Here is a 19750-nt window from a genome sequence, read left to right on the forward strand (position 1 = left end):
ATGTCACGTACTATACAATTTTCCGCCGCCGGCGGCCCTGAAGTCCTTGAATTTGTGGAAACGCCGGTGACGGCGCCCGCGGCCCACGAGGTCTGCCTTCGCGTCAAGGCGATCGGCATCAACCGCGCCGAAGCCATGTGGCGTGTTGACGACTATATCGAACCGGTGCAGTTCCCGGCCCGGCTAGGTTACGAGGCCGCTGGCATAGTTGATGCGGTCGGTTCTGAAGTGGCAGGCATCGCCGTCGGCGACAAGGTCAATGTCATTCCATCGTTCTCGATGAACCAGTATGGAACTTATGGCGAAACAGTCCTTGTTCCCGACCACGCAGTAGTGCCGCATCCTCCGTCGCTGTCGTTTGCCGAAGCCTCGTCAATCTGGATGATGTTCGTTACAGCATACGCCGCACTGGTTGTCGACGCCAAGGTAGGGAAGGGTGATTTCGTGCTGATCCCCGCCGCATCGAGCAGTGTCGGCCTGGCTGCTATCCAGATTGCGAAACTGGAAGGTGCAACGCCTATCGCGCTGACACGCACGTCGGAGAAGAAACAACAGTTGCTGGATGCCGGTGCGACTCATGTCATCGCCACAGAGGAAACTGAGCTTGTGGCAGAGGTGCAGCGTATTACCGGAGGTAATGGCGCGCGCATCGCGTTCGATCCTGTCGGAGGGAAAAATTTTGGCAAGCTGATTGCAGCGCTGTCGTTTCAGGGTACGGCCTATATTTACGGCGCGCTGGCTTCAGAGCCGACCGAATTGCCGGTGCTGGACATGATTGCCAGGATGATTTCGGTAAAGGCACATAATATCTGGGGCACCAGCGGCGATCCACAACGCCGGCAGGCAGCGGTGGATTATGTGCTGAAGGGATTGGCGAGTGGTGAGTTGAAGCCCGTCATTGATCGCAGCTTCAAGTTCGATGAAATCCGTGAAGTGCACCGTTACCTGGAAAGCAATGGCCAATTTGGTAAGGTAGTCGTGACCTTGTGACCTTGTGACGATGGCGCGATGAAGCTCAGCCGACAGCTTGCATGCTGTCGGCTGGTGTGAAGGTATAGCTTTCCATGCATCGCTCCACAAAGGCGGTAAATTGCCGCGCCTTTGTGCTGGCCAGGCGGCCCGTTGGATAAACCGCCGACAGGTCCAGGGTAGGCAGATGCCAGTCGTCCATGACCGAGATGACCTGGCCGGAACGTAGTTCAGGGGTGAACGCCCATTCCGAGACGATCGCCAGTCCCAGTTCTGCAAATACGGCAGCGCGCAAACCTTCGGTGGCGGTAATCTTGACGCGGCCCTGGATATGGACAGAAACCTCGGAGCTGTCTTTGGTGAAGCTCCAGTTCTCTCCGCCGCCGTCGCGGGTGTAGATGAGGGATTTATGGGCGAGCAGGTCGGCAGGCGCCTTGGGCGTGCCGTAGCGGCTGAAGTAGGCTGGCGTGGCAATGACGCGACGGCGCGCCTGGGCGATTTTGCGAGCAGTCATGTTGGAGTCAGACAGGTTTCCCATGCGCAATGCGATGTCTATGCCTTCTTCCACCAGATCGACGTTACGGTCGTCTAATACGAGTTCGAGTTCGAGGTCGGGATGCTGGTCGAGAAACTCGCTCAAGCGGGGGACTATATGCAAGCGGGCAAAGCATACCGCTGCCGACACCCGCAGCTTGCCCGATAAACCATGGGCAGTACCGCGTGCAGCAATCACTGCTTCCTCTGTCTGCTCAATGGCGCGTTTGGCGTGCTGGTAAAAATTGGTCCCGGCTTCGGTCGGCGTCTGGGCGCGGGTGGTGCGGAGCAGCAGTTTGACGCCAAGCCACTCTTCCAGCTGTGCCACGGCCTTGGAGACCGCGGGCTGGCCGATGTTGAAGTGGCGGGCGGTGGCGGAGAAAGACCCCGTATCCACGGCGCGAATGAATATTTCGATAGCGTTCAGTCGATCCATTTGGCTGCTCCGGTGGCTACATGATGCGGGAATTTTAGCTTGAAAATTCATTCCATTGCGGAATAGATCTTATGCAACTTTAGCAGCTACCCGCGAGCAGGGCACACCTATAAATTGAATACTACAGAAAAAATAGGAATATCCATGTCAACAGCGCACCATACCAGCAGCGTGACAGGCTTGCACTCCAACATAGAACTGGCGGTGGCGGCCGCTTCTCGCGTGTCGTCCACGGCACTGCAAGCGGGGATGCGGGCGCCACTGTTTGCACTGGCCGATGCCGAAGGCAAGGAAATAACGCTGGAAGCTTTGCTTGATGCCGGCCCGGTCGTGCTGAATTTCTTCCGGGGCGCATGGTGCTCCTATGGCGCGCGTAGCCTTGCCGATTTTTCGGCAGTTGCGGAAGAACTTGCGGCGCTGGGCGCCAGTGCAGTCACCATTGGTCCTTCCATACAGGCGCTTCAGCGGTCAACCAGTGCAGCGGCCATTACCGAGTTGTACGATGTCGATATGGAGGTGGCTCGTACTTATGGTCTTACTTTCAATCTACCCTCCAGCCTGCGACAACTGTACCGGCAGCTGGGCTATCAGCCTCCTAACAACAGCGATATGGCCGATAGCTGGCTCGTGCCGGTTCCTGCCATGTATTTGGTCAACCGCGACGGCGTCATCGTATTGGCATCTGTCGAACTGGATTACCGCAAGCGCTTCGGTGCCGCGTCGTTGCTGGGAGCATTAAAAGCCATATCGCCTGCCAAGAGGCAACGTCGTGTACAGATCTCGACATGCCACCGGGACTGTCGAACTTGACGGCGATGCCTGGCGGCGGCAAGAGGAGTGCATCGCAATTTGCTGCTCAAGTTAGTGATAATTCTTAATTTAATCTCTACATCTAAACGGCAAGATTAAAGGATGACGAATCCGCCGGCTAGTGTTGCCGTTCCAGCGAGTGCCGTACTGAGGATTCATGTGGAACGCCACGTTACACCGCGCCCAAATAATCAGCCAACCCTGGTCGTGGCATCTATACGAATGTTGCGATAGATACATTTCACTTGGTTAAATTTGATTTTACAAACGCAACGCTGGAATGCGGCAGCGCGCCAAGGTACTCATTCCATGGAGACGTTCGCTCCAATTCCTGTTTTGTGCTCTAACGAACGGAACAGAGATCCAACCGCACTCATACTCGACATTCTGCGCGATTGGCGAGAATACGTCAGTAGCTAAGCTGTACGATGAAAGCCGCCATGTGCCTGTGGATGGCGGTCGTCAAGGAGGACGATCCGTTGTCCGAGCGGCATGTGGTGCTCATGGCAGCACGGGCCTGCTAAACCAAAATAAGCCTAATTGTTATACCTGGGTCGCTGCGGCTACGCCAAATCGGCAATCCTCACCATTCAAGTTAGGGAAAAGCGGCCAAAGCGGCCTAAGAAATCACTAGCAAACGTACAGCGCCAACTTTGACATGTTTTATATAGCCTCCTTTGCCTGTGCTTTCTCACCTAAATTACGTACCCCGAACATAGAGCAATGAAAAAGAAACAGAAATTAATCCAGCAGTTACCTCAAGCCGCAACACGCAGCCCAACGCTAGTGGAAAGGCGCAATTTGAAAATGGCAACGTCGGCCCACGCCTACGTGCGCGGAAGCACATCCAAATTTTACGAATGGCTGGACACAGCCTCGGGGAAAATCCCTGAAGGACCGGCGATATGGATTTGCGGCGACTGTCACATTGGCAATTTGGGACCGGTGGCCGATATTGACGGCAAGGTCGATTTCCAGATACGAGATTTTGATCAGACCGTCATCGGCAATCCAGCACATGACCTGATCAGGCTTGCCCTGTCCCTCGCATTTGCCGCGCGCGGGTCAAATCTGCCGGGAATCATGACGGCGACAATGCTGCAGGTATTGATGGACGGTTATGCATCGCAGTTCGTTCCGGGCGACGAGACCGACGTAGAGGTGCCGAGCGTCGTCCGCGCTTCCATGAAAGTGGCGCGCCGCCGCACCTGGAAGCAGCTTGCTCGCGAGAGGATAGAAGACACCAATCCCAACATACCGATGGGGAAAAGGTTTTGGCCCATCCTCGTCAAGGAGCATAAAGCGATCCAGTCCATTTTTACCAAAGACAACGCAATCAATCTCGTCAATAAAATTCGCTGCCGCAAGAGCGACGACAAAGTAGCCTTGCTGGATGCTGCCTACTGGGTCAAAGGCTGCAGCTCTCTGGGGCTATTAAGGTATGCGGTGCTGCTGGACGTCGATGTGCCCGAAACCAGGAAGCAGGAAATCTGTCTGATGGATGTGAAGGAGGCGGTAGCCGCCAAGGCGCCCCGCTATACCGATAGTGGAATGCCGACCATCAATGCGGAGCGCGTTGTGGAGGGCGCCCGCCAGCTTTCCCCCCACTTAGGGAACCGTATGCTGGCCAGCAGGGTGTTGGGCAAGTCCGTCTTTGTCAGGGAATTGCGGCCTGAAGACATGAAGCTCGATATCGATGAACTGACACAGCCAGAAGCACTGAAAGTTGCGCGATACTTCGGCGCCGTTGTGGGCAAGGCTCATTCAAGGCAGATGGACCATGCGACTGCACTTTCCTGGTTCAGGGAGCTCAATCGAAATCTGTCCAGCAAGGGTGCGCCGAACTGGCTTTGGAAGTCCACAGTGGAGTTGGCCGCGCTACATGAGGCAGGCTACTTGGAGCACTGCCGCCGCTACGTCGAGATGAAAATTATTGCATAGCAGGCCGACGGAATAAAAAACAAGCAAGGAACTATCGGCGAAATCTCTGAGGCAGCGGCCTAGGCGACGTGGTATAACTAACTCGACCACTTGGTCAACTCTTATGAGAGGCTAGCCCAACCATGGCGTTATTGACCGATATATCAGTTCACCATGAGAAAGCGCCAGGCTGCGTCCAGTGCCAACTTTCCGAGTCATTGAGCTTTGAATTCACCTTTGCCTATCAACCCATCATCGAGCTTTCGACGCGATCTATTTTCGGTCACGAAGCACTAGTGCGCGGCCCCAACGGCGAATCCGCTTTTTCAGTCTTGTCGCAGGTGAATGACGAGAATCGATACCAATTTGACCAGGCCTGTCGCGTCGGAGCCATCAAAGGTGCCGCGCAGCTAGGCATCATGGAATACTTATCTATCAACTTCCTTCCAAACGCTGTGTATCGTCCCGAGGCGTGCATCCAGGCCACTTTTGCTGCCGCCCGCGAGTACCATTTTCCGATACCGCGCATTATTTTTGAGGTCACTGAGGGGGAAGAGGTTCGAGACCGGGCACATCTCGTCAACATCTTTCATGAATATCGGAAATTTGGCTTTCAAACTGCCATCGATGATTTCGGAGCGGGTTACGCAGGACTAACTTTGCTGTCGGAATATCAACCGGACATCATTAAAATCGATATGGAACTGGTTCGAGGCATTGAACGCAGTGCCGCGAAGCGCGCTATCGTAAAAGGCGTCGCGTCCATTTGCGGCGAACTTAAAATCAGGGTTTTGGCTGAGGGAATAGAGACAACCGCCGAGCGTGACTGTCTACGGGATATGGGCATCGATCTCATGCAGGGATATTTGTTTTGCAGGCCTGCTTTAATGGCTATCGGAGTGATTGATCCGGAATCGTGGTGATAACTCGGTAAGCCAAACTCGCCGTGCTCAGCCGTCTCGAAGTTGCGCTTTTATGGAAGCTATATCACAGCATGCGTTACGCCAGAGGCGGCATACAATTTTGAATTGTTCGTCGCCGCAAACAAATTGACGTCCAGGGCGTTCCAGGTGGTCATCACCCCTAAAAATTCTTACTAAAGGACCAGCGACGTTTGTATCCTTGGCCGACTGAGTCGCCGGCACCCCGTCCATCTGTAGCCGGCTGCCGTTGCCTCAATGCTGGGCGCGGCCTTTGTTAATGACTTTCTCTAGCTCGGTAAAATCGAGAGGCTTAACCATGTGCACATCGAAGCCAGCCGCGGTTGCTGCTTCTTTGTCGCGTTGCTGACCCCAGCCCGTCGCGGCGATCAGCAAGATTTTTTCACCCCAAGGCTGAGAACGGATTTCGCGTGCGACCGTATAGCCGTCCATGCCCGGTAATCCAATATCGAGAATCACCACGTCCGGCAAAAAGACAGGGCCCGCCAACAATGCTGACGGGCCGTCATAGTGCTGAGCAACGGAGAAGCCAAGCATAGTGAGGGCCATTTCCAGCATATCGGCGCCGTCGCGATTATCGTCGATCACGAGTACGCGCCGCATGACCTCCGTTGGGGCCAGTACGCCCGTCCCGGGTCCAGCGCCTTGACTTGGCTGGCCAAAGTTGCCGGCCGCTTGCGTCGCCAATGGCAGGCGCAGAACGAACTCGCTTCCTTGACCCACTCCTGCACTGGAAACATCGATCGTGCCCCCATGAAGTGCGACCAAACCCTTTACCAGTGCCAGCCCGATGCCCAACCCGCCTTGGGAACGCGACAGCGCGGGTTCCAGCTGCGAGAACATATTAAACACATGACCTAGATGATCAGCCGAGATACCAATGCCGGAGTCGCGTACATATACAACAACGTATCCATCTTCCCGGGTTGCCTCAAACCAGATAGATCCACCATCCGGCGTGTATTTAGCGGCATTGTTGAGCAAGTTGGTCAGTATTTGGGTAAGACGCGTGGGATCGGCGTCCACCGGCAGCAGCTGTTTCGGCCATGTGACGTTTAGCCGGTGGGCGCTAGCGTCGATCAACGCCTGAGACGCTTCCCTCGCCCTGAGCATCACCTCCGCGATATCGATTCTTTCGCGCCGCAGTTCGATTCGCCCCTGGGTAATGCGCGAGACATCCATTAGGTCGTCAACCAAGTGGGCTATCTGCTGCATCTGGCGTTCCAACACTTCGCGCGCCTTGATCAGTTGGGGATCATTGATCGCCGTAAGCTTAAGGATCTCTAGTACTGTACGCATCGGAGCAAGGGGATTGCGTAGTTCGTGCGCGAGGGTCGCGAGGAATTCGTCCTTTCTGCGATCGGCGCGCGCCAGTTCAGCGTTAGCCAGGCGGAGTTCATCACGGTTATCTTGGAGTTCCTTTTGTGCTTCCGCCAACGCCAACAGCGATGCCTCGGCATTGCGGCGCGCTAGCAGAAGTTCTCTCTCGTAGGCACGCCGATCGGTGGCGATAAAAATGGCCAGTTCGTCGAAGACGGTGTCGCCTTCCTTGCGACGGAAGATATTTATGAGGGTTGGAATTACAGAGCGGTCCGCATGCCGGATATCAATCTGTACTTCGGCCACCGACCCTTGCATCTGTAACAGCGGCATCAAATGAGTTTGATGAAAAACCTTGCCGCCCATCGTGAACAGGTCCTGGATCCTGCGCTTACCGACAAGTTCACTCGCAGGCAGGCCAACCCAGCCGCAAAACGTTTCATTGCAACGGTATATTTTCCCGTTCTCGTCAGTCACAATCAGACCGCACGCCGCTTTGTCGTACAGTCGGTCATAGTTCAGACGAGGGCCATTGAGATCCACTGCTAGCGCTCCAGCGATGCCAGAAAGCCTTCCATTGCAGCCGTGCTGGCACTTGGCGAACTTAGGTGCGGGCAATGGCCAACGTTGTCAATCACTGAGAGCGTGCTACGAGGAAGAAATCGGTGCATGTACTCTCCAACTGCAAGCGGAGCGATCAGGTTATCGCTACACTGTACGATTAAAGCTGGCACGTGCGACTTGGGCAGATCGTCCCTATGGTCTGAAAGAAATGTGACGCGCGCAAAGTGCTTAGCGATGTCCGGATCGGTCCGGCAAAAACTGTTGGTCAGTTCCACGGCCAGTTCCGGCTGCTCTGGGGAGCCCATAATCGCCGGCGCCATTGCGCTAGACCATCCGAGGAAGTTACTTTCGACGGTGGACAAAAGATCATCGACATCTTCGCGCTCAAAGCCGCCGATATAGTCGCCATCGTTCACATAGCAAGGCGATGGACCGATCATGAGCTGAGCCAGGAAGCGGTCGGGCGCTTCGATGGTTGCCAGCAGTCCAATCATCGCACTGACGGAATGGCCGACGAAAATCACTGGTCCACTGGCGTGCTGGTCTATTATTTCCAGCAAGTCGGTCGCGTACCCATGCAAGCTGCCGTATTTTGTTTTGTCATACGCGGAGAGATCGAACCCGCCGCTACCCACCAAATCAAATGTTACGACGCGAAAGCGTTTTTCGAAGTCCGGGACCAAAAGGCGCCACATATTCTGGTCACAGCCAAAACCATGAGCAAATACCATCGTCACATCGCCGTTGCCGCTCACGCGCACATTATTTCTCTTTTGAATGTCCATCATCTCTTCTCGAATTTATTAGAGACCAAATATAGGGGTTTCGATATCGTACAACTCAGTGATAAATATCATGATTCGTTTGTTGCACAGTTCAGGACTAATGTGCCAGCTCGCTCGTGGAGCGATTGGTCGACACTACGGGCAAGCCGGAGCCAATTGTCCCACTCCTCACCTCGAGAGCCGGCCACCGGCGGCGTAGTCCCTCAGCCGGCGTGTGCATTTTTAAAGCGTAGGCATGCCATTTGGCCAGGATAATGCGAAGGATGTGATTACCGATTGAATGCAAGGCAAACTTCGTTCGCGAACTCATCCGCAGTTCAATCCTCGGCTGGAGGGAAAGCGTATGGCATCGCTATGTAAAAATACCGCACCGAAGTCCCAGTTCGCACGGCAATCTCTATGGGGCTGTCGATGTCGGAGGCATTGGCGTCGAATCTCGCTAGTCCTTCAAGCCGGATTTCACGATCTTCTGCAGTCGTTACATCAACTAATTTATTGTTGGACCGGTCTAGACCGGTCAGGCTGCTAATGGTCCTGCTTGTAAATCTTAAAATGTAGTTCGGCATCTCGGCAAGCCGAATATTGGATGGGTAAACATAAGTTCTTATCTTTGCTATTGAAGTGGAACTGCTTGAAACCTAATCCCAGGGAGCGACCGTTTGCACGTCGTCGTCTGACCAAGTAGATGGCATAAGGAAAACGCTTACGCTTAGGCCGTCCAAGACGGTTATCGCCAGCCTCTTGTGCCCATCGTTGTATGGGCGGGTGAGCATGGCGCTCCCGGAAAAGGTAACGCGCGGGTGTTCAAGCGTAGTCAGGTCAATGATTTCGGCGGTATCAAAACTGAGAGCGCGCAAAGCCGCATTGGTACGCTCGGTAAACTGTAGGGCAAAAGTGCTCATGACAGTAGCTCCTAAATAACGTTGTTGAGCGGTGCTTCTGTCGATGAGGATGGGCCTCGAATAGAGCCCTAAATGACGTAACTACGCTTTTCAGCTGAACAAATACCGCTAGGATCTGTTCGCTAACACAAAGCTCCCACGCAATAGCGAGCAAGCCCATTTAATTAATATCGCTGCTTTTGGCATGAGGACGATTCTGAACTTCGATCAAAATAACCCTTCGCTGCCAAATTGATCATCTTTTAGATGACGCCGGAGAGTAGCAAAATCCGGGATGAAAGTTCGGAACACGTTGATACTAGTCGGCGAAATTCTGACCATAACGTCCAGGACTGAATCACCAAGCCACAATCTGTTCACGAACCGAATCGATCCTGGAAGAAGAATCGTTCTGTCCTCTTCGGTAGTAATATCCGCCTCGGCGTGCCCATGTATCGTTAGAGTAAGTATCGCCAATGTCGTACGCTGCGTATATTTTAAAGCGTAGGTCATGTCATTCGGCCGAGATATTGCTTAATAACTGATTATTGATTGCATGCTAGCTTCCCTCGGTACGCAAACGTACGGAGCTCCTCCGATTTTAGACACAAGGGCTTAATTTCTGGTTGGATCCTTTCCTCGTATTTTTGTTTGCGCGGCCCCAGCCCTGTTAGAGCCGCTGGGATTTCGAAAGCATAGCGAACAGCATCGATCAGTTTTCTGCTAAGAGGGATCTTCATCGACTATCAAGGTCATTATTTGCCTAGGTAGCACCGAATTTTTCTTTTTTTAAGATTTTCTTTTCGATAACTAATTGTGGGGCAATTTAGGGGCTGAACTGTGTGTAAGCGCACATATTAGAGGCAGCTGTTATGACAAACTATTTCAAAAATCCATATCCAGCTATCTCTTAAGCATGCCAACTGTCCTTATTGCCGATGATAATTCAGACTTTAGAGAGCTTCTCTGCGAACTGCTGTCGGCAAGCGGATTTGAGGTATTAGCTGCGTACGACGGGGAGCATGCTTGGGACATGTTGCAATCCAATAAGCCGGATGTGATCCTATCAGACGTAGATATGCCCCGTCTTGACGGGGTTGCGCTAAGTATTCGTGTACAAAACGCACCCCAAACTTCTCATATTCCTATGGTACTTCTTAGCGGTAAGCCTCCACCTGCCAAGCCCGCATTCGTTTTTGATCTAATCCGTAAGCCAGTTGAGTTAGAGAAATTGCTTGCAATTTTGAATCTTGCTTTACGTGCTACCGCCGGTAAAGATTGATACGTCTAAGCCCTTAGAGTTTCGCTGTTAAAAATTCGTTTATCAGGGATAAGCTTTAGTCATTTGGCTATTTTTTTTTGTAGCTCTCATTGTTTATTTAACGCAAAAGAGGGCGTAACTTCAGGACTTTATGTCTATTCAATCTGATATGCGCTTGTCCGAATTCATTCGCACACACATGGAGCTTATTCTTCAAGCTTGGGAAAAGTTTGCAAGAACGATAGAACCTCCCGCCTTGACCATGGACTCCAAGGCGTTAAGAAATCATGCATCTCATATGCTAAATGCTATTGCAGATGATTTGGACCGTCCGCAAACGTTGGACGAAGAAATCAGTAAATCTGAGGGCAATGGCCAGCGCCAAATAGCTGATACAGCCGCGGAAACGCACGCGATAGCGCGACTCATGTCGGGATACACGATTGAGCAACTTGCTTCAGAATATCGTGTATTGCGTTCCAGTGTACTGCGCATGTGGGCGGTGAAATCAAAAACAGGGCTGCAAACCGACTTCGACGATATTGCACGTTTTAATGAAGCCATCGACCAGGCGTTAGCTGAGTCAATTGCTCGCTATTCAAGTCTTTTTAACCAATCCCGAAATCTGTTTCTGGCAATCCTGGGCCACGACCTGCGTAATCCGCTTGGTGCAACTATCAGCGGTGCAAATTTGATGATGCTTTCCGATGATATGGATACCCGTTACCGGAAAATTGCTCTGCGTATTTATAACAGCGGTCGCCGAATGAGTAGACTAGTAGACGATTTGATCGACTACACGCGCAAGCACCTCGGCTCCAGCCTGCCTATTGCACCGAAGCCGACCGACTTCGCAGAAATAGCGCAAATCGCCATTGATGAGATACGCACTGCGCATCAAGAGCGAGAGATAAAATTCAATGTTGCTGGCAAACTCGATGGGGTGTGGGATATAGACCGAATTTCACAAGTTATATCTAACTTGCTTGGCAATGCGGTACAGCATGGTGCGGTTGACCAAGCGATTGCAGTGGAAGCACGTTCTGAAAATGATGAGATTGTTTTTACAGTCAATAATCAAGGGCCCGTCATACAAAAAGTACAGATTCAGACCATCTTCGAACCGTTAGTGAGGTTCGTTGAACCTGATGTCGCACACACGGAAAAAGAAAATAGCTTGGGGTTGGGGCTCTACATTGCGCGAGAAGTAGTGAAAGCTCATGGCGGCACGATTGATGTTCGCTCCCTTCCTATCGATGGGACCACATTTACAGTTCGCCTTCCTCGCATCGCACCGTCATAATGGCGTTTGCAAGTGATTCCCTCATCAATGTATTGGTAGATGCGGTGCTCAGTATGATGCGATAGGAATTCCCATATCTTGATATTATTTTCAGCGGTAAAGAAGCCTATGGAGTGTGTTTCGGCGCGAAATTCATTACCAACGAAAGAATTTTTTCATGTCGAAGCCGGCGTTGCTTAAGATTCAAATTCTTGCTTTCGCTTTGTCATGCTGGCGAATATAAAGGGAAGTAATCTCCCTTTTTCATGATATGTTTTTCAAATAGTTTGTACGGTCGAAGTCCTATAAGGGCAGATGAAACTGGCTAATGCCCCCATGGATATCAAAAAATGACGTTGATGTTGTCGACGACATTGCGGACACCGGGGGTGCTCCACGCAGATGTTCGCGCCAGATGGCGTTCTTGCCAGCTGCGAACTGTGCCGGTCAAGGTCACGTCGGACCCATGTACAGCAACAGATATTTTTTCTGCGTCTGCCTTAGCGCCACGCTTCAGTGCCGCTTCAATGTCGGCTTTGACTGCGCTGATGGAAATTGAAGGTCTGATCGTGATGTTATCGCTGACGCCTGTCACGCCCATCAGATAACGGACTGCCGCGACGGCGGCTTGTCGTTGATATCCCCATTCCACTTCGCCGGTCAACGTTATCCAACCATTTTCGACCATCACGCTGACACTGTCTTTCGGCAGATAGCTGGCCCATTCAAGAACATTTTCGACTGAGCGTGCTATGTCTCCATCATGGCGCTGGCTGGATCCTGGCAGGGTCACGTCTATTTCCACGGCTAGTGCCCGGACGCCAGAAACGCGCATAGCGGCTTGCTCGGACTCCCATTTTTCAGCGAAACTTCTGACATGGCCAGTCAGCGTTACTATGCCGTCCTTCACCGTGACTCCAATCTGTTCCGCACTGATGGAGGGCTCCCAGTTCAACTCCGCAATCACGTCTTTTTGTATGTCTGAATCGGTTTTCATGTCATCTTCCTGTATGTTTGAAGTGCCCAACGCTGCGCGGGATGTGCATGATGGTCTGTGCGGTAGCGCGCTTAGCGGCGCTTGCATATTGGTGACTTTTGATTCTAGAGTAACTATATATTTGATGAATTTGTTATCAAGCGCGAATCTTCTCTGCTGTGTGTTCTAGCGCACAGACCGACATAGCCTTCACGACCATTGTCGGTGACATCCCTTCCCATTCGGCGACTCCTTTAAATGCAGGAGTACCGACTGATCACGGCTAGTCCGACAATGCCGCTCCCGGCTACTCATCTCCGAATCTCAATCACCGGAATTCAATAATGAAAGCTCTTGTTTATCTTGGGCCAGCCAAGAAGGCGTTGGAAGACCGTCCGAAACCGGAATTATCTGTTCCGACCGACGCTATCGTCAAAATTACCAAAACTACTATTTGTGGAACCGACCTTCACATCTTGAAGGGTGATGTTCCAAGCTGCGAACCAGGCCGTATCCTGGGACATGAAGGCGTCGGTATCATCGACGCCGTAGGGACCGCGGTCACCGCATTCAAGCCGGGCGATAGGGTATTGATTTCCTGCATTAGCGCTTGCGGAAAATGCACGTATTGCAGGCAGCTCATGTACTCCCATTGCACAACGGGAGGTTGGATCCTCGGTAACAAAATAGATGGTACGCAAGCTGAATTTGTGCGAATTCCTTATGCAGACACGAGCCTCTACCCGATTCCGGATGGCGCCGATGAAGAAGCCCTCGTCATGCTGAGCGATATTTTGCCAACTGGATTTGAATGCGGCGTGCTGAATGGGCGTGTAAAGCCGGGCAGCACGGTCGCTATCGTCGGGTCCGGGCCGATCGGGCTCGCTGCCTTACTAACGGCCCAATTCTATTCCCCAGCCGAAATCATCATGATTGACCTGGACGACAATCGCCTGGAAGTGGCAAAGCGTTTCGGCGCTACTGCAACGGTCAATAGTAGTGATGGTAACGCCGTTGAGAAAGTCATGAAGCTGACCGGAGGCCGCGGCGTGGACACTGCAATAGAGGCGGTCGGTGTTCCTTCGACTTTCGAGTTGTGCGAAAAAATAATTGCACCAGGCGGCACGATCGCTAACGTAGGCGTGCATGGAACCAAGGTTGATTTGCATCTTGAAAACCTATGGGACCGAAACATCACGATAACAACGAGGCTGGTTGATACCGTCAGTACAACCATGCTGTTGAATACTGTGCAATCTCACCAACTTGATCCTAAGCTATTGATCACTCACCGCTTTAACTTGGACAAGATCGTGGATGCATATGAAACTTTTTCCCACGCTGCCAATACCAAGGCACTCAAGGTAATTATAGAAGCTTAGAGCTACCCGAATCAGGCCCGATCGCAACGGAATTGCCTACTCGGAGCGAAGTTGTGCAGGCGCCTTTTTTACAATGCCAGCATAAGGCTGGAGAATTCTCTTCCGGAGATAAATGATGACTTATGCAACATTAATGGTTGTGTTGGAACCTGGGCACGCAAATAGCGCGGTTCTGGCGATTGCCGGCGAACTTGCAGCACGCTTTCAGGCCAGGGTTATCGGCATTGCTGCATGCCAGCCCATGCAGTTGACTTATGGTGACGGCTTCGTTTGCGGTGAGTTGATTGAGCAAGACCGGGATGAAATCGTCAAGGAGTTGAAGGAAAGCGAATCCGAATTCAGGAGCGCCCTGAAGACGCGTGCTGTTGCGCTTGAATGGAGGTCCACGATCACGCTGACGCCTATATCGCACCATATAGCGAATGAGGCTCGATGTGCAGACCTTGTCATTACGCGTGCCGAATCCGGCTTATTATTGAACAAGTCGCGGGAGGTAAACACAGGTGACTTGGTTATGCAGGCAGGGCGGCCTGTTTTAATTGTGCCGGGCGGTGCCGGCAAATTGAAACTGGAAAAAGCCCTCGTCGGATGGAAGGACACGCGTGAAACGCGGCGTGCAATCGCCGATGCGCTGCCGATGCTAAAAGAAGCAGCACATGTTGTCGTGGTCGGAATTACCAAGGAAAGCGGCATGGCCGCGACCTGCGTGGAACTCGACGATGTGGTGGCCTGGCTCAGGCAACATAATGTCAAGGCAGAGCCTTTGGCATCGCTTTCGATAGATGACGATACTACCCAGTTGATGGCAATCGCCCAGGATCAAAAGGCCGATATCGTCGTCGCGGGTGCGTATGGGCATAGTCGCTTGCGCGAATGGATCCTAGGTGGAGTAACGCGTGATCTTTTGCTTTGTGCCGATTGCTGTTCTCTGATATCGCATTGAAGACTTCGGTTATTTCGGTAGGGCGGGTGTAGGTGAGGTATCTCCGGTAGCGTGACTGTTGAGGCAGGAAGCATAGACCGGTCTGGCGAATGCAAGCAGTCCTGTCAGGCTTGATGCAGATCAAATTGAATACCCGCAGGGTGATATAACATCCGGAATGCTTGGAGATGCTGCACACTTATTTTCCTCCGACGCGTCACCCCGTATAGAAAATGAGTTTTTTTGAGAGAGATTATGCTTCTAAAAAATCAAAAAAAACTGATCGTTGGCGTTGCCAACGATATCAGAGGTGACCAAGGTGTCGCAGCCTTCCCTGTCGGGACAATGCCGCAACCCTTCCCGGTAACATCGAATTCGTTATGCTGGGCCAATATATTTTCTTGAACGTCATGCCTAATTCTAGCCCCATCAATGTCGACACCGTACCCTCCGTCCGCGGTAGCGTGGTGGAGATACGCTTCGAAAACAGCCTGCCTCCGATTTATTCAATGTTGCACACGGGACCTGAGCAGCAGATCGTCATCGAAGTCCTGGAACAGCGGGACGCGCATTGCGTGCGCGGCATCGCACTGACCTCAACGCAGGAGCTTGCCCATGGCCTGGAGGTGATGGATATCGGCGGGCGGGTTGCAAACGCCGGTGGGCCCGGAATCTTGTCGCGGATGTTTGATGTATTCGGGAATGCAATCGACCGTGGCGCTGCGCTGTCTGATGTTCATTAGCGCTCTGTCCACCGGCCGCCGCCTTTGGCGAAGCGGTCCACCAAATCCGAAATATTTGAAACCGGCAGCAAGACGATCGACGTGCTCATGCCGCTCGAACGCGGCGGCAAGGCAGGCCTGTCTGGCGGAACTGGCGTGGGAAAGACGGTGTTCTCACCGAAATGATCCACAACATGATAGGGCTGCAGGAAGGTGTCAGTATCTTCTGCGGCATCGGCGGACGCCGCCGCGAGGGGCAAGAACTGTATCGCGCCATGCAGGAAGCAAGAAAGCAGATTCAATAGAATTTAACGGGTAATTTGGTGTGTAGCTAGCCGTGTAATTAATTATTTTTTTAAAAAAATTTCAACCTATTGATTTTAAAAGAAAATTTTTCTACATCAGAATAATATCGTACTGCTCCTGCGGAAACACGCTTTCCACCTGCAGGGAAATAGGCTTGCCGATAAAGTCTCCCAGCATGGCGAGATGCTGCGATTCTTCTTCCAGGAACATGTCGACGACCACTTGTGACGCCATGATGCGGAATTCTCTCGGGTTGAACTGTTTGGCTTCGCGCAAGAGTTCGCGCAGTATCTCGTAGCAGATTGTGCGGGCAGTTTTTACCTGGCCCTTGCCGCTGCAGGCAGGGCAGGGTTCGCACAGCACATGGGCCAGCGATTCACGCGTGCGCTTGCGCGTCACTTCCACCAGGCCCAGCGCGGAAAAACCTGACACCGACAGCTTGGTGCGGTCGCGCGACAGCGCCTTGTTCAGCTCTGCCAATACCGCAGCCTGGTGTTCCACATTCTCCATATCGATGATATCGAGGATGATGATGCCGCCCAGGTTGCGCAGCCGCAGTTGGCGCGCGATAGCGTGCGCCGCTTCCAGGTTGGTCTTGAAGATGGTGTCGTCGAAATTGCGGCCGGCGACGAAGCTGCCGGTATTGACGTCAATCGTGGTCATGGCCTCGGTCTGCTCGACGATCAGGTAGCCACCGGATTTCAAGTCCACCCTGCGGCCCAGAGCACGTTCGATTTCTTCTTCCACGGCGTACAGGTCAAACAGAGGACGTTCGCCGGTGTAATGCTGCAGTTTGGGCAAGACAGAAGGCGTATAGGTGCTGGCAAACTCATGCAGCATCAGGTGATTTTCGCGCGAATCGACCTGGATGCTGTCGGTCTCTTCGTTGACGAAGTCGCGCAGCACCCTTTGCGCCAGGTTCAGGTCCTGGTACAGCAGCGTGGTGACCGGCTTGGTCTTGGCCAGCTGCGTGATGTTGGCCCAGGTCCTGCGCAGGTATTCGACATCGGTTTTCAGATCCTCGTCGGAGGCGTCTTCTGCCATCGTGCGCACGATGAATCCGCCTTTTTCGTCAGGCTGCTGCAGGCTCTGCACTTTTGCGCGCAAGGCTTCGCGCTCTGCTTCGTTTTCTATGCGCTGCGAAATGCCGATGTGCGAATCCTGCGGCAGATACACCAGCATGCGGCCGGCGATGGAAATTTGCGTGGACAGCCGGGCGCCCTTGGTGCCGATGGGGTCCTTGACGACCTGGACGGTAATTGCCTGTCCGTCGTACAGCAATTTTTCGATTGGCGTGGGCGGCGCGGTAGGGCTGCCGTCATGCGAACGCGAATCCCAGATGTCGGCTACGTGCAGGAAGGCGGCGCGCTCCAGGCCGATGTCGATAAACGCCGACTGCATGCCGGGCAGCACGCGTACGACCTTGCCCAGGTAGACATTGCCTACCAGGCCGCGGGACAGGGTTCTTTCTATGTGGAGTTCTTGCACTGCTCCCTGGAAAATCAGGGCGACACGGGTTTCTTGCGGGGTGATATTAATGAGGAGGTTTTCGCTCATACGCTCGGATGGCTAGGTAATTAGGGGATGAAGATGCCGGCCTTTCGTAACAGCTGGCTAGTCTCAAATAATGGTAATCCCATAATGCCAGAATAACTACCGCTGATGTGAGAAATAAAGCGCGCCGCGCTGCCCTGTATGCCGTACCCGCCGGCCTTGTCATAGGGTTCTTGCGACAGGCAGTAGGCTTGCATCTGGGCATCGGTCAGGTTGGCAAACGTCACTTCGGAGCGTTGCATCGCATGCAGATTGCCGTCCATGTGGTGTACGGCGATGCTGGTCAGTACAGTGTGGGTGGCGCCGGACAATTGCCGCAGCATGCTCAGCGCTTCGGCCTGATCCTGTGGTTTACCGAGGATTTTATTGTTGATCACTACCGTCGTATCGGCTGCCAGCACGGGGCGCAGCGGCAATTTGCGCATCGTCATGATCTGCCATGCCACGCCGGCTTTTTCCTGAGTGACGCGGGCTACATAGGTATCCGGCGATTCGTCCGGTAGCACCTCTTCGGAAACGTCCGGGCCGCGGTTGGGCGAATCGCGCAGCAGCAGCAGTTCAAATTCGACGCCGATCTGGCGCAGCAGCTCCCGGCGGCGCGGACTCTTGGATGCGAGGTAGATTTTATTATCGTTGATGGCCATGGCAGGTTCCGTTGGTATGCGGGACTAGTGTAGTGCTTCGCTCTTGGCGCGGCAATAGATGCAATGGATTTTTGCATTGCGGCAGAGATCCGGGCGTGCACTGGAACATGCGCGCAACAGGCATCACACGCGGTGGTATGGATGGTTTTGCGTGATCGACCAGGCACGGTACAATTGTTCCGCCAGCAGCACGCGCACCATGCCATGCGGCAGCGTCAGGCTGGAAATGCGGATCAGCATGTCGGCGTTTGCCTTGAACTGTGCATCCAGTCCGTCGGCGCCGCCGATGATGAAGCTGACGTCGCGTCCATCCTGCTGCCACTGGAGCAGATGCTGCGACAGGGCAACCGAGGTCAGGTCCTTGCCGCGTTCGTCCAGCGCAACAATGCGTGAATTTTTGGGAATGGCTGCCTCTATCCTGGTGCGCTCCAGTGCCATGACGGTTTCTGCGGTCTTGCTGCCGGATCGTTCTACCGGCTTGATTTCCTTGAGCAGGACGCGGCATTCAGCGGGCATGCGCTTGCTGTATTCGGTAAAACCGGATTCTATCCATGCAGGCATCTTGTGGCCGACTGCTGCGATGATGAGCTGCATAATAATGTATGAAATCGATTTGTAGCCTTCTCCCGGCCCGATGCGGGAGGAGAAGGAATCTTGATGGCGGCTTACTCGGCCGTTTTGCGCTTGGTCGTGGTGGCGCGCTTGGTGGCGGCCTGTTTTGCAGAAGCAGTCGCTGTTTTGGTGGCAGCAACCTTGACGCGGGCACCGGCAGGCGCTTTGGCCGTGGTTTTCCTTGGTGCGGGTGCACCTTCGGTCGCAGCTGCCGTTTTCCTGACGGCAGGTTTCCGGGCCGGCTTGGCAACAGCGTCGGCCACAGCCTTGGCCGTGGTTGCGCGCGGTTTGCGGGTTTTCTTCGGCTCGTCGTCCAGCGTGGTCTGCGTGGCCTGCATCGTGTGCGTGACTTCTACCTCGCCAACCTTGCGCGCACGCTTCGGTTTTTCTTCTTCTTCCGGCTCGGAAGCTGTGCGCTTGGAAATCCGCTTGGCGGCGCCGAGCTTGATTTCCTTGTCGCCCCAGATTTCTTCCAGGCGGTAGTAGGCACGGATCGCCGGCTGCATGATGTGGACGATCATGTCGCCCAGATCGACCAGTACCCATTCACCGGTGGTTTCGCCTTCGACGCTGATGATGTGGCCGCCGTTTTCCTTGACCTTGTCGCGCACGGATGCGGCCAGGGCCTTGGTCTGGCGGTTGGAGGTGCCGGAGGCGATCGCAATGCGGTCGAACAGGCTGGTCAGGTGGGCAGTGTCGTAGACCTTGATTTCCTGTGCCTTGACGTCTTCCAGAGCGTCAATCACCAGTGTTTGCAGTTTTTTGATATCCATTAGTTTGTAATATATATGTTGTTGTTGAATGTAGTCTAGCACCTTGATGGAGCCGGCATGTGGTCGGGCCACCTTGTTTTAGCTCCGCGCGGATTTATGTGGCATAAATGCCTACGCTCATGTTGGACGCAGGCAATTGGGCCACATTCGGCGCGC

At 53.4% G+C, this 19750-nt stretch carries 19 protein-coding genes; 9 read left to right on the forward strand and 10 right to left on the reverse strand.

Features of this window, described 5'->3' with window-relative positions:
- Positions 1-990: a zinc-dependent alcohol dehydrogenase family protein gene (locus ACO0LO_RS20015; protein WP_422966688.1), complete on the forward strand. Its 990-nt coding sequence runs from the start codon at positions 1-3 to the stop codon at positions 988-990.
- A gap of 25 nt (positions 991-1015) precedes the next feature.
- On the opposite strand, the gene ACO0LO_RS20020 is transcribed toward ACO0LO_RS20015, so the two are convergent.
- Positions 1016-1939 (reverse strand): LysR family transcriptional regulator, encoded by a 924-nt coding sequence (locus ACO0LO_RS20020; RefSeq protein ID WP_422966690.1) that lies wholly within the window; start codon positions 1937-1939, stop codon positions 1016-1018.
- Positions 1940-2083: 144 nt separating this feature from the next.
- Between ACO0LO_RS20020 and ACO0LO_RS20025 the strand changes: the two genes are divergently transcribed.
- The 3 genes from ACO0LO_RS20025 (at position 2084) to ACO0LO_RS20035 (ending at position 5592) form a co-directional block, all read left to right on the forward strand.
- Positions 2084-2749, forward strand: a complete 666-nt coding sequence (locus ACO0LO_RS20025) for a peroxiredoxin-like family protein (protein ID WP_422966692.1) — start codon at positions 2084-2086, stop codon at positions 2747-2749.
- Between the two features lie 723 nt (positions 2750-3472).
- Entirely contained in the window at positions 3473-4690 is a 1218-nt protein-coding gene (locus tag ACO0LO_RS20030; RefSeq protein WP_422966694.1) for a DUF2252 family protein, read from the forward strand.
- A 122-nt stretch (positions 4691-4812) separates the two neighbouring features.
- The gene (locus tag ACO0LO_RS20035) at positions 4813-5592 is read left to right on the forward strand and encodes an EAL domain-containing protein (protein ID WP_422966695.1); all 780 of its coding nucleotides are present in this window, start codon (positions 4813-4815) and stop codon (positions 5590-5592) included.
- A gap of 252 nt (positions 5593-5844) precedes the next feature.
- Here the strand turns inward: ACO0LO_RS20035 and ACO0LO_RS20040 are convergent, their stop codons facing one another.
- From ACO0LO_RS20040 to ACO0LO_RS20050, 3 genes are all read right to left on the reverse strand, one after another.
- Positions 5845-7473 (reverse strand): ATP-binding protein, encoded by a 1629-nt coding sequence (locus ACO0LO_RS20040; RefSeq protein WP_422966697.1) that lies wholly within the window; start codon positions 7471-7473, stop codon positions 5845-5847.
- A 2-nt stretch (positions 7474-7475) separates the two neighbouring features.
- Complete coding sequence (locus ACO0LO_RS20045) at positions 7476-8279, reverse strand: alpha/beta fold hydrolase (RefSeq protein ID WP_422967040.1); 804 nt, start codon at positions 8277-8279, stop codon at positions 7476-7478.
- Between the two features lie 638 nt (positions 8280-8917).
- Positions 8918-9181: a hypothetical protein gene (locus ACO0LO_RS20050; protein WP_422966699.1), complete on the reverse strand. Its 264-nt coding sequence runs from the start codon at positions 9179-9181 to the stop codon at positions 8918-8920.
- Between the two features lie 793 nt (positions 9182-9974).
- Between ACO0LO_RS20050 and ACO0LO_RS20055 the strand changes: the two genes are divergently transcribed.
- Together ACO0LO_RS20055 and ACO0LO_RS20060 are read left to right on the forward strand one after the other, a co-directional pair.
- Positions 9975-10442, forward strand: a complete 468-nt coding sequence (locus ACO0LO_RS20055; protein WP_422966701.1) for a response regulator — start codon at positions 9975-9977, stop codon at positions 10440-10442.
- Between the two features lie 130 nt (positions 10443-10572).
- Positions 10573-11724, forward strand: coding sequence for an ATP-binding protein (locus tag ACO0LO_RS20060; protein WP_422966703.1), 1152 nt, complete (start codon positions 10573-10575; stop codon positions 11722-11724).
- Between the two features lie 322 nt (positions 11725-12046).
- Here ACO0LO_RS20060 and ACO0LO_RS20065 read toward each other — a convergent pair whose 3' ends face one another.
- Entirely contained in the window at positions 12047-12700 is a 654-nt protein-coding gene (locus ACO0LO_RS20065; RefSeq protein ID WP_422966705.1) for a BON domain-containing protein, read from the reverse strand.
- Between the two features lie 323 nt (positions 12701-13023).
- On the opposite strand from ACO0LO_RS20065, the gene ACO0LO_RS20070 reads away from it, so the two are divergent.
- From ACO0LO_RS20070 to ACO0LO_RS20080, 3 genes are all read left to right on the forward strand, one after another.
- Positions 13024-14061 carry a zinc-dependent alcohol dehydrogenase family protein gene (locus ACO0LO_RS20070; protein ID WP_422966707.1) on the forward strand — a complete coding sequence of 346 codons (1038 nt, stop codon included), beginning with the start codon at positions 13024-13026 and terminating at the stop codon, positions 14059-14061.
- Between the two features lie 112 nt (positions 14062-14173).
- Positions 14174-15004 (forward strand): universal stress protein, encoded by an 831-nt coding sequence (locus ACO0LO_RS20075; RefSeq protein ID WP_422966709.1) that lies wholly within the window; start codon positions 14174-14176, stop codon positions 15002-15004.
- A gap of 389 nt (positions 15005-15393) precedes the next feature.
- Positions 15394-15726 (forward strand): hypothetical protein, encoded by a 333-nt coding sequence (locus ACO0LO_RS20080; protein ID WP_422966711.1) that lies wholly within the window; start codon positions 15394-15396, stop codon positions 15724-15726.
- On the opposite strand, the gene ACO0LO_RS20085 is transcribed toward ACO0LO_RS20080, so the two are convergent.
- The 5 genes from ACO0LO_RS20085 to rsfS form a co-directional block, all read right to left on the reverse strand.
- A complete protein-coding gene (locus tag ACO0LO_RS20085; RefSeq protein ID WP_422966713.1) occupies positions 15723-15965 on the reverse strand; it encodes a hypothetical protein in 243 nt (80 codons plus the stop codon). The genes ACO0LO_RS20080 and ACO0LO_RS20085 overlap by 4 nt on opposite strands.
- Positions 15966-16101: 136 nt before the next feature.
- The gene (gene rng / locus ACO0LO_RS20090; protein ID WP_422966714.1) at positions 16102-17568 is read right to left on the reverse strand and encodes a ribonuclease G; all 1467 of its coding nucleotides are present in this window, start codon (positions 17566-17568) and stop codon (positions 16102-16104) included.
- Positions 17569-17588: 20 nt separating this feature from the next.
- Positions 17589-18209: a Maf family protein gene (locus tag ACO0LO_RS20095; protein ID WP_422966716.1), complete on the reverse strand. Its 621-nt coding sequence runs from the start codon at positions 18207-18209 to the stop codon at positions 17589-17591.
- A gap of 123 nt (positions 18210-18332) precedes the next feature.
- The gene (rlmH, locus tag ACO0LO_RS20100; RefSeq protein ID WP_422966718.1) at positions 18333-18803 is read right to left on the reverse strand and encodes a 23S rRNA (pseudouridine(1915)-N(3))-methyltransferase RlmH; all 471 of its coding nucleotides are present in this window, start codon (positions 18801-18803) and stop codon (positions 18333-18335) included.
- A 71-nt stretch (positions 18804-18874) separates the two neighbouring features.
- Complete coding sequence (gene rsfS / locus ACO0LO_RS20105) at positions 18875-19594, reverse strand: ribosome silencing factor (RefSeq protein WP_422966720.1); 720 nt, start codon at positions 19592-19594, stop codon at positions 18875-18877.
- Between the last annotated feature and the right edge of the window lie 156 nt (positions 19595-19750).

It is taken from the genome of Undibacterium sp. TJN25 (assembly GCF_049339885.1).
In the GTDB taxonomy this organism is placed as follows: Bacteria; Pseudomonadota; Gammaproteobacteria; order Burkholderiales; family Burkholderiaceae_D; genus Undibacterium.